Consider the following 8,722-nt stretch of genomic DNA (forward strand, 5'->3'; position numbering starts at 1 on the left):
GTTGGTAAAACGATACTAACTGTACTAAATGTAAAACCCATGTTTAATTTAGCAATAGCCAGAAACAAACTGCTCACCTTCATATTTACAGTATTATTCACTTTACTATTAATTGTTGGTTTACCAAATATAAGACCTTTTTATGTTTTAGCACAGTTCAATACTACTAATAGTAAGTTATTGATATCTGCCGCATCTAGTTTAAAAGAGGTAATGGAAGAGATTAAACCTATTTACCAACAAAATCACCCAAATGTGAATATAAATTATAATTTTGCTAATTCTGGTGCATTACAGCAACAAATAGAACAAGGTGCACCTGTGGATATATTTATATCTGCTGCAAAAAAACAGGTAGATGCTTTAGAAAAAAAGGGACTCTTAGTATCAGGTACTCGTAGTATAGTTGCGAAAAATCGTCTAGTGTTGGTAGTACCTAAAAATGTTGTTGGTGTTACTAGTTTTTACAGTCTGCAAGATGCTAAAGTGAAAAAAATTGCTATTGGTGAACCAAGAAGTGTACCGGCTGGACAATATGCGGAACAAGTATTAAGAAAGTTGAAGATTTGGGAAAAAGTGAAATCAAAATTAGTGTTTGCTAATACTGTACGTCAAGTTTTAGCATTTGTAGAGAATGGTAATACTGATGCAGGTTTAGTTTATGTAACTGATGCGAAAATCTCTAATAAGGTAAAAGTTGTAGTTACAGCAGATGAAAAATATCATTCTCCAATTATTTATCCATTAGCGGTGGTGAAACGGAGTAAAAATATTGATGTTGCTAAAGATTTTTCAAAATTTTTAGTTAGTGATCAAGCTAAGGCTATATTTAAGAAATATGGGTTTATTTTGCCTTAGTTATATAGGACTCATCTTAAAATCTTGAAAAAATTATGTATTGTAGGGTGCGTCAGATATTATAAATTTGTTGATTGATAGAATTTATGGGATCTGACGTGGTTGGTGAGCTTACCGAACCACACCCTAAGTATCTTTTCATAAATCAAATATTATTCCTATAGCTTTAATTAAGATTATGAAATGTGCATAATCACCAAAATCTTGTAGGGACAATTCATGAATTGTCCCTAAGATGAATTGTACAAGATGTCTATACTGAATATACTATTGTTTAACAGGCAAGATGCTTGTTCCACAAAAGTTTTTTAGTCAATTCCAATCATAACATCGGTTGCTTTAACAATTGCATAAACTTCTTTACCTTCGCTAAGGTTAAGATTTTCCGCAGATGATTTGGTAATAATTGATGTTACCTCTACTCCTGGTGCAAGTTCTATGATTATTTCTGTATTGACAGTGCCAAAGGAAATGTGTTTTACTGTACCTTTAAGAGTATTACGAGCGCTAACTTGCATTTTTAAGTCTCCTTGATATTTTGTGATTTATATAATAGATAATATATATCAGAAAATTTCTAATAGCTGTCAGAATTACAGATAGTTTTTATAATTACTAATCAGTGTAATGTAGAGTAATTTTGTTTGTAAGAGTGGAAATTTAACTTACTGATTAAATCTTCTAAATGGGAGTAAGTTAAAGGGAGTTTTGTGGTTGAATAGGATTAAGATAGTTTGCTTATTTTGCGTATCTTGGTTAAAAATTACGAAGTTATTTATGTTAAGACTAATTACTGATTTTGATGGTCCAATTATGGATGTTTCTGAGCGATATTACCAGGTTTATCTGTTATGTTTAGAAAAAACACGATATTCTGAACAAGAGGTTAGACAACTTTCTAAACAGGAGTTTTGGCAGTTGAAGCGATCGCACATTCCTGAAACTCAAATAGCATTAAAATCTGGTTTAGATACTGAACAAGCGCAGCAATTTTCCCAAATTCGCAAAAAGACAGTACATACTCAACCATATTTTGACTATGATGTAATGATTCCCACAGCCTTATCAGCATTAACTAAAGTTAAATTTGCTGGTATTGATTTAGCTGTGATGACTATGCGAAGAGTAAGAGAATTAGATTATGCGTTTAATAAGTATGATTTAGGTAAATTCTTTGCTGAAGATAGGCGTTATTGTTTGGGTAATGACTATGTAAAAACCCGTGATATTGAAGATAAACCTTTATTAATGAGTAAAGCTGTAACTGAATTACCACCAGTAACAGATACTTGGATGATTGGAGATACAGAAGCGGATATTGCGGCTGCTAAAAAGCATAATATTAAGATGATAGCGGTAGAGTCAGGAATACGCGATCGCACACAATTAGCATCATATAACCCAGATTTCATCTTACCAGATTTAGTAACAGCAGTGGATTTTATATTAAGTCAATAGAGGTGAAATTGTGTATTTGTAATGCGGGCAAAATGCCCGCTTACTATCAAAAGAATTACCTAAGCTACAACTTTTTCCTTCTCAACAACATAGGGTTTTTCAGCACCTTGGGCTAAATAAGCTGCTAATTGACCTTCAATTTCATCGCGGACAATTTGGCGATATTCAATGAAATGTTCATTGTGAGCGCAAGTAGAAATATACTGTTCAAATACCTTGGGATTACGTTTGAGAATGCTAAATAAATGATGCCAAAACTTCCATCTAGTTTCCCGAAGAATACCTTGTCGCCAAAGTACAATTAACAAAGCTTTAATTACTATTAATTCTGGCTTTTTAGGTGCAGGAGTCCAGTCAGGAGAACCTAACATTAAAAAACAGCGATAGGTGCGATCTAAATAGGCAACGGGATCATATAAAGCACAAAAAGCCTCCACATATTCCCTAGCGATTTCTTCTAGGGGACGAGTGGGAATAAAATTCATCAAAGTAGTTTGATTGATATTACCATCTTGATTTTCTCGTAATCTTCCTTCCTTGGTTAAACGATGCCATAAAGCGGTGTTTGGTAATGCCTGTAACATAGCAAAAGTAGTAGAAGGAATGGCAGCTTGTTCTGCAAATCTGACAATGCGATCGCCAGCACCAGATTTTTCACCATCAAAGCCAATAATAAAACCAGCCATTGGCCGCAAACCAGCCTTAATAATAGTTTGCACCGCATCAGCTAAAGAACCACGAGTATTTTGGAACTTCTTAGTTAACTGTAAACTTTCCTCATCTGGGGTTTCAATTCCTAAGAATACAGCTTTAAAACCACAGTCAACCATTAACTGCATTAATTCAGGATCTTGGGCTAAATCAACAGATGCTTCCGTGTCAAAAAAGAAGGGATAACCGTGTTCTTTAACCCACACTTTTAACTCTTTTAACAACAATTTCACATTGCGTTTATTGCCGATAAAATTATCATCAACCATGAATACACTACGTCGCCAACCCAACTCATAGAGATAATCTAATTCTGCTAATAATTGGGCTGGAGTTTTGGTTCTTGGTTTGCGTCCATACAACACAATAATGTCACAAAATTCGCATTGAAAAGGGCAACCCCGCGAAAATTGTACAGACATCATATCATAAGCATCAAATTCTAATAAATCAAAACGGGGAATTGGTGTAATTGTCACATCAGGCTTTTCTGTAGTGCGGAAAACGCCAGATTTTTCGCCTTTTTGTAGAGATTCTACAAACATGGGTAAAGTGATTTCTCCCTCGTCTAAAATTAAGAAATCAGCCCCTACTTTTTCCACTTCATGGGGAGTAGAAGTAGGATAGGGACCACCCACAGCCACTAATTTTCCGCGTCGTTTTGCTTCTTGAATTTGCGCTAATAAATCTTGTTTTTGGACAATCATAGCGGAGAAAATCACAATATCTGCCCAAGCCCATTCTTCTTCGGTAGCTGGACGAATATTGCGATCTACGAGTTTAAATTCCCATTCTTGGGGTAAAATCGCTGCTACCGTCACTAAACCCAAAGGTGGTAATAGTACCTTTCTGTCCACTAATGCCAGGATCTTTTCATAAGACCAAAAGGTTTTGGGAAATATGGGATAAACTAGTAAAACACGCATGGTATCACCCTTCACGATTTGATAGTTATCTAACTGTAACGAAATTTAGGACTATTTGACTTTTTTATCAATTTGTCTGTTGTGTGTAATAATAGAGCGATAATTTTGATCCCTTAGTTGATTATGAAAGAACTGGGATTAGATGAGGAGTTTGTATGGTGTGTTGATGCTTACACACAATAGCCAGAAATCCGGAAATGTATGAGTTTGTTTATGATAATTATAGACGTGCTTTAATTCATAGGTTTCCCTATGCTATTTTTTATTTTTTATGAGTATGTTGATAATGTAGTAAGTATTACCTAGAATATGCTACCGGGGTAAAGTGATTTCTACCTCATCTAAAATTAAGAAATCAGCCCCTACTTTTTCCACTTTCCCAACTCTTTGAGGATAAATTCATAGAACATTTATTAGGAGAAGGAATTAAAGCCCAAGATTTAAATGATGATAAATTAGGAAGAGTTATAGATAGGCTATACAAATATGGACTAACTAAATTGTTTCTAGTAATTGCTTTAGAGGCGGTCAAAAAATATAGCATATCAACCAAATATTCTCACTTATATTCAACTAAATAATCAGGAAAATTCTGGTTAAGTAACAATGTAGGAGTCATTTACAGCACATTCCATCTACATAAGGTACACTATGAACACAGCAAGATGCGCGTGTTACAAGGGTTTTATCATTAACATCTGTACCTCATAATAACGGAAACTGCTGTATATATTTTTCTGTTTCAAGAATTGGAGAAAATTAAAATTAAATATTCTCGTTTAAGTAGCTTTACAACAAAATGGTCAAGCCGGAAATTTTTGTTTGCATAATTTATTTTTTTAAAGTTACTTAAATTTTCTTTATATGTAGTTTTTATATACTACTAATTGAAGTACGGAATGTGGGATATAATTATTTTTTTGTAGATATCTAATGCTTAATGATTATTTTTCTCGATCCTTGTACTGATTTACTGATAAACTCTAAATGCAACTTTAAATTAGTACATAAACACTACAAATAATTTCATGTCTGACTTAATCTTATTTTGGCATCGTCGGGATCTGCGTATTCATGATAATACAGGATTAATAGCCGCTAGAAAAAAAACATCAAAGGTAGTTGGTGTATTTTGTCTCGATCCGCAAATTTTGCAACGAGATGATATCGCACCAGTGAGAGTAAAATATATGCTTGGTTGTTTACACACATTACAACAAGATTACCGACAATTAGGTAGCCAATTATTAATCTTACAAGATAATCCAGTGGTAGCAATTCCTAAATTAGCAGTTGCTTTACAAGCTAAAGCGGTTTTTTGGAATTGTGATGTTGAACCTTACGCAAAAAAACGGGACTTAGCAATTATTGAACAATTAAAAACTGAGAATATAGAATTTTTACCTGATAATTGGGATCAATTATTGCATTCACCACAAGAAATTTCTAGTGGTACAAAAACTCCCTATACAATTTATACTCCTTTCTGGAAAAATTGGATTTCTAAACATAAAAAACCACCTGTTGATATATTACCAAATCTGGAAAATTTAACAGATCAAGAAATAGGAATTTGTGAAAATATCGGCACAATAAATTTACCTAGTGCTAAAGATTTAGGATTTATTTGGGATGAAGATTTGATTATTCAACCAGGAGAAAAAGCTGCTAATAAGTTATTAGAATATTTCCTAGAAAATTCTATTAGTAACTATGCAGAAAATCGTAATTTTCCCGCAATTGATGGTACATCTCACCTTAGTTCAGCTTTGAAATTTGGGGTAATTAGTATTAGGAAAATTTGGCAAACTACTATAGAAGCATTAGCTAATAGTAACAGCGAAGAAACTAATAAAAGTATTGAAACATGGCAAAAAGAACTTGCTTGGCGGGAGTTTTTTCAACACGCTATGTATCATTTTCCAGAATTAGAAACAGGACCGTATAGACAAATATTTAAAGTTTTTCCCTGGTACAATAATGAAACATATTTTCAGGCATGGTGTTTAGGAAAAACGGGATATCCTATAGTAGATGCTGCTATGCGTCAACTTAATCAAACTGGTTGGATGCACAATAGATGTAGAATGATTGTAGCTAGTTTTCTTACCAAGGATCTCATTATAAATCCGCAATGGGGAGAAAAATATTTTATGCAAAAACTCATAGATGGTGATTTATGTGCTAATAATGGAGGTTGGCAATGGAGCGCTTCTAGTGGGATGGATGCTCAACCATTAAGAATTTTTAACCCTGCTAGTCAAACTCAGAAATTTGATTCAGAAGCGGAGTATATTCGCCAATGGATACCAGAGTTAAAATCTGTGGATACGGAATATTTAATTAGTGGTAAAATTCCTGCTTGGGAATGTCATAAGTTAGGATATCCTACACCAATTGTTGATCATCAAAAACAACAAGCTCTGTTTAAAGAAATATATCAACAAGTTAAAATGGAGAGTTGATGATTGAGATCCTGAATCCTGTTTAACAGTTTGTAGTTTTCTGGTATGGTATCCTAAACGTAGGACTTACGCAAGTGTCACACTAAAAAATCTGTTGAGTGGGTGCGTCAGATATCAACAATTTGGTTATTTACATGATTTATACTGTCTGACGTGGTTGGTGAGCTTGTCGAACCACACCCTACCAATGTTCCAGTTGCGTAAGTCCTAAAACAAACAAATTTTTTCTTTACTACACACTGCATTTTAGATATGCCCACCACTTACAACGTAGAAATTCATCATCAAGGACAAACATATAATATACAAGTTAAAGATGATGAAACTATTCTCTCAGTCGCTTTAGCTAAAGGTTTAGACTTACCAACTTCTTGTGGTGCTGGAGTGTGTACTACCTGCGCTGCTTTGGTTACAAAAGGATTTGTAAGTCAAGAAGATGGTATGGGTGTTAGTGTAGAGCTACAACAACAGGGTTACGCACTACTATGTGTGGCTAAACCTCTTTCTGATTTAATCATAGAAACTGAAAAGGAAGAAATTGTTTATCAAAAGCAATTTGGTAAAAATTAGGGCATTGCATAATGGCGCTATGAATTTTGTTTCGCGCATTAGCGAAGCACTTTCAGTGCGTTAGATGCAAAGTTTCAAGTTTTGAATTTCTCAATTTCATACCTGAGTTCTGCAATACCAAAATTAGATAATCAAAATTAGATAATAATTGATAATTAGCAATTACCAGTAATTATTATCTATCTATGTTCTCTGAAGAATAAATATCAAGGATCGAGAAATTATGACCACTCATTTTATTACCGCAGAAGTTGCATTACAAGAAACTCCTCATGAGTTGGAAAAGGCTATTAAGGCTGAATTACAAAAACAAGGGGAGCCTTTACGTTGGGCTATTACTGCTGTTAATGAAGCGGAACAAGTTGCTACGGTAGAGGCTGTAGTTACTACTGAAAATGTGAGTTAATAAGTAATAGTTAATAGATAATTAATGGTCAGCGATCGCTGCAATTATAGTATATATTAATTAGTATAATATGAGAAAGCGATCGCGCATTTTTTGAGAAATTATTTTCTTTTTAGGATGAACCACTACTTTAAGTGTACAGTAGTTCATTATAATATTATAACTATGAAAAAACCATATACAGTAATTTTAATTATACCTACAGGTATAGGAGCATCCATAGGGGGATATGCAGGTGATGGACTACCCATAGCTAAACTAATATCACAGGTATGCGATCGCCTGATCACCCATCCTAATGTAATGAATGGTGCAAGTTTATACTGGAATATTCCCAATGCCCTCTACGTAGAAGGATACGCCCTAGATAAATTTACTGCTGGGGAATGGGGTTTACGTCCCGTCTACAGTAACCGGGTAGGTTTGCTTTTAGACCAGGGTATTGAACCAGAATTAATGCTCAGACACTTGCAAGTACAAGACGCAGCCAGAGCCACACTGGGATTAAATATTAGTAATCATGTAATTACAGACACTCCATTAAACGTAGAAATACGGACATCATCATCTGGTGTGAGTTGGGGAACAATAGGCAACCCCGATAGTTTATTAAGAGGGGCAGAAAAATTAATTATACAGGAAAAAGTGCAAGCGATCGCTGTAGTCACTCGTTTTCCCGAAAATAGTGATCAAATAGCCGTCAGTAAGTATCAACAAGGAAAAGGAGTGGATCCCATAGCTGGTGCAGAAGCAGTTATTAGCCATTTATTAGTTCGCACCTTCAAAATACCCTGCGCCCACGCCCCAGCACTGACTCCCAGCCCAGTAGAACCGAACTTAGCCCCCCGTTCTGCGGCGGAAGAAATAGGATATACTTTTTTACCATGCGTTTTAGTGGGACTGAGTAACGCCCCGCAAATAATTCTTAACAAAAACATTAACAATTATTTACCAAATGATATCTGGGCTAATCAAATAGATGCTGTTATTATTCCCTCAACAGCTTGCGGCAATAGTACAATCTTAAACTTAAGTCAAAAACAATGTTTGATAATTAATGTTACAGAAAATAAAACTTTAATACAAGTTCCACCATCAGCGTTAGGAATCCAAACCTTACAGGTAAACTCATATTTAGAAGCAGTAGGGGCAATAGTCGCCCATAAAGCTGGCATAAATCATTGGTCATTATCATTATAATTAGGACTTACGCATTGACAAAAAACATTATCTATGTATTCTAGATCATGCGATCGCTATTAAGATTAGCAAAAATATGCTCACGTACAACTAAAGTAAACAGATTCCTCTGTACTTCATACCAGTTG

Annotated in this window: 8 protein-coding genes and 1 pseudogene; 7 read left to right on the top strand and 2 right to left on the bottom strand. The window is 34.6% G+C overall.

Features of this window, described 5'->3' with window-relative positions:
* The first annotated feature begins 54 nt into the window (after positions 1-54).
* The gene (gene modA, locus H6F32_RS16240; RefSeq protein WP_190370355.1) at positions 55-858 is read left to right on the top strand and encodes a molybdate ABC transporter substrate-binding protein; all 804 of its coding nucleotides are present in this window, start codon (positions 55-57) and stop codon (positions 856-858) included.
* 308 nt (positions 859-1,166) lie between these two features.
* Here modA and H6F32_RS16245 read toward each other — a convergent pair whose 3' ends face one another.
* Positions 1,167-1,376: a molybdopterin-binding protein gene (locus H6F32_RS16245; RefSeq protein WP_190370345.1), complete on the bottom strand. Its 210-nt coding sequence runs from the start codon at positions 1,374-1,376 to the stop codon at positions 1,167-1,169.
* A 259-nt stretch (positions 1,377-1,635) separates the two neighbouring features.
* Between H6F32_RS16245 and H6F32_RS16250 the strand changes: the two genes are divergently transcribed.
* Positions 1,636-2,316 carry an HAD family hydrolase gene (locus tag H6F32_RS16250; protein WP_190370346.1) on the top strand — a complete coding sequence of 227 codons (681 nt, stop codon included), beginning with the start codon at positions 1,636-1,638 and terminating at the stop codon, positions 2,314-2,316.
* Between the two features lie 59 nt (positions 2,317-2,375).
* Here the strand turns inward: H6F32_RS16250 and H6F32_RS16255 are convergent, their stop codons facing one another.
* Positions 2,376-3,953: a B12-binding domain-containing radical SAM protein gene (locus tag H6F32_RS16255; RefSeq protein ID WP_190370347.1), complete on the bottom strand. Its 1,578-nt coding sequence runs from the start codon at positions 3,951-3,953 to the stop codon at positions 2,376-2,378.
* Between the two features lie 365 nt (positions 3,954-4,318).
* Between H6F32_RS16255 and H6F32_RS16260 the strand changes: the two are divergent.
* From H6F32_RS16260 to H6F32_RS16280, 5 genes and pseudogenes are all read left to right on the top strand, one after another.
* Positions 4,319-4,528 (top strand): annotated as a pseudogene (locus H6F32_RS16260) (DUF4277 domain-containing protein); the annotation flags it as partial.
* A gap of 453 nt (positions 4,529-4,981) precedes the next feature.
* Positions 4,982-6,418 carry an FAD-binding domain-containing protein gene (locus H6F32_RS16265; protein ID WP_190370348.1) on the top strand — a complete coding sequence of 479 codons (1,437 nt, stop codon included), beginning with the start codon at positions 4,982-4,984 and terminating at the stop codon, positions 6,416-6,418.
* 252 nt (positions 6,419-6,670) lie between these two features.
* Positions 6,671-6,988: a 2Fe-2S iron-sulfur cluster binding domain-containing protein gene (locus tag H6F32_RS16270; RefSeq protein ID WP_190370349.1), complete on the top strand. Its 318-nt coding sequence runs from the start codon at positions 6,671-6,673 to the stop codon at positions 6,986-6,988.
* 223 nt (positions 6,989-7,211) lie between these two features.
* Positions 7,212-7,394 carry a hypothetical protein gene (locus H6F32_RS16275; protein ID WP_190370350.1) on the top strand — a complete coding sequence of 61 codons (183 nt, stop codon included), beginning with the start codon at positions 7,212-7,214 and terminating at the stop codon, positions 7,392-7,394.
* Positions 7,395-7,559: 165 nt separating this feature from the next.
* Positions 7,560-8,594: a DUF3326 domain-containing protein gene (locus H6F32_RS16280; RefSeq protein ID WP_190370351.1), complete on the top strand. Its 1,035-nt coding sequence runs from the start codon at positions 7,560-7,562 to the stop codon at positions 8,592-8,594.
* Positions 8,595-8,722: the final 128 nt, after the last annotated feature.

It is taken from the genome of Anabaena sp. FACHB-1237 (assembly GCF_014696225.1).
In the GTDB taxonomy this organism is placed as follows: domain Bacteria; phylum Cyanobacteriota; class Cyanobacteriia; order Cyanobacteriales; family Nostocaceae; genus FACHB-1237.

Coding starts and splice junctions, on each gene's coding strand:
- H6F32_RS16245 (WP_190370345.1), bottom strand. CDS start 1,376: ATGCAAGTTAGCGCTCGTAATACTCTTAAAGGTACAGTAAAACACATT.
- H6F32_RS16250 (WP_190370346.1), top strand. CDS start 1,636: ATGTTAAGACTAATTACTGATTTTGATGGTCCAATTATGGATGTTTCT.
- H6F32_RS16255 (WP_190370347.1), bottom strand. CDS start 3,953: ATGCGTGTTTTACTAGTTTATCCCATATTTCCCAAAACCTTTTGGTCT.
- H6F32_RS16265 (WP_190370348.1), top strand. CDS start 4,982: ATGTCTGACTTAATCTTATTTTGGCATCGTCGGGATCTGCGTATTCAT.
- H6F32_RS16270 (WP_190370349.1), top strand. CDS start 6,671: ATGCCCACCACTTACAACGTAGAAATTCATCATCAAGGACAAACATAT.
- H6F32_RS16275 (WP_190370350.1), top strand. CDS start 7,212: ATGACCACTCATTTTATTACCGCAGAAGTTGCATTACAAGAAACTCCT.
- H6F32_RS16280 (WP_190370351.1), top strand. CDS start 7,560: ATGAAAAAACCATATACAGTAATTTTAATTATACCTACAGGTATAGGA.